Origin of the sequence: Phytobacter sp. V91, from assembly GCF_965644225.1 — a bacterium.
Taxonomy (GTDB): domain Bacteria; phylum Pseudomonadota; class Gammaproteobacteria; order Enterobacterales; family Enterobacteriaceae; genus CBFFRJ01.
This window is the reverse complement of record NZ_CBFFRJ010000328.1, coordinates 1-389: the sequence shown is the minus strand read 5'-3', so window position 1 is coordinate 389 and position 389 is coordinate 1. Positions and strand designations below refer to the sequence as shown.

The window sequence follows — 389 nt, the reverse complement described above, 5'->3', positions numbered from 1 at the left end:
GTTCAGTCGGTAGAACGGCGGACTGTTAATCCGTATGTCACTGGTTCGAGTCCAGTCAGAGGAGCCAATTTAAAGAAAGCAGACGTTCACTGACGTCTGCTTTTTTGCTTTTTATCAATTGGTTATCCCCTTCTTCAGGTTCGCCCTCGTTCACTAAAAAACACTCGAAGCCATACCCTTTTGCTGGTAAAAATACTGGTAAAACTGGTTCGATTTCGTTTTTACCAGCAATCGGAGGGAGCCGTCATGTCACTAACTGATATTAAAGCAAAAAATGCAAAACCCCTTGAGAAGGAATATAAGCTAACCGATGGCTTTGGTATGTTCCTCCGTGTTACCCCTAAAGGTTCGAAATACTGGCAAATGGCCTACCGTTTCGAAGGGAAGCA

Annotated in this window: 1 protein-coding gene; it reads left to right on the top strand. The window is 44.0% G+C overall.

From position 1 onward, the window contains the following. Positions 1-246: 246 nt before the first annotated feature. A partial coding sequence (locus tag ACSZO4_RS25885) for an Arm DNA-binding domain-containing protein (protein WP_437891937.1) occupies positions 247-389 on the top strand: 143 nt, incomplete at its 3' end.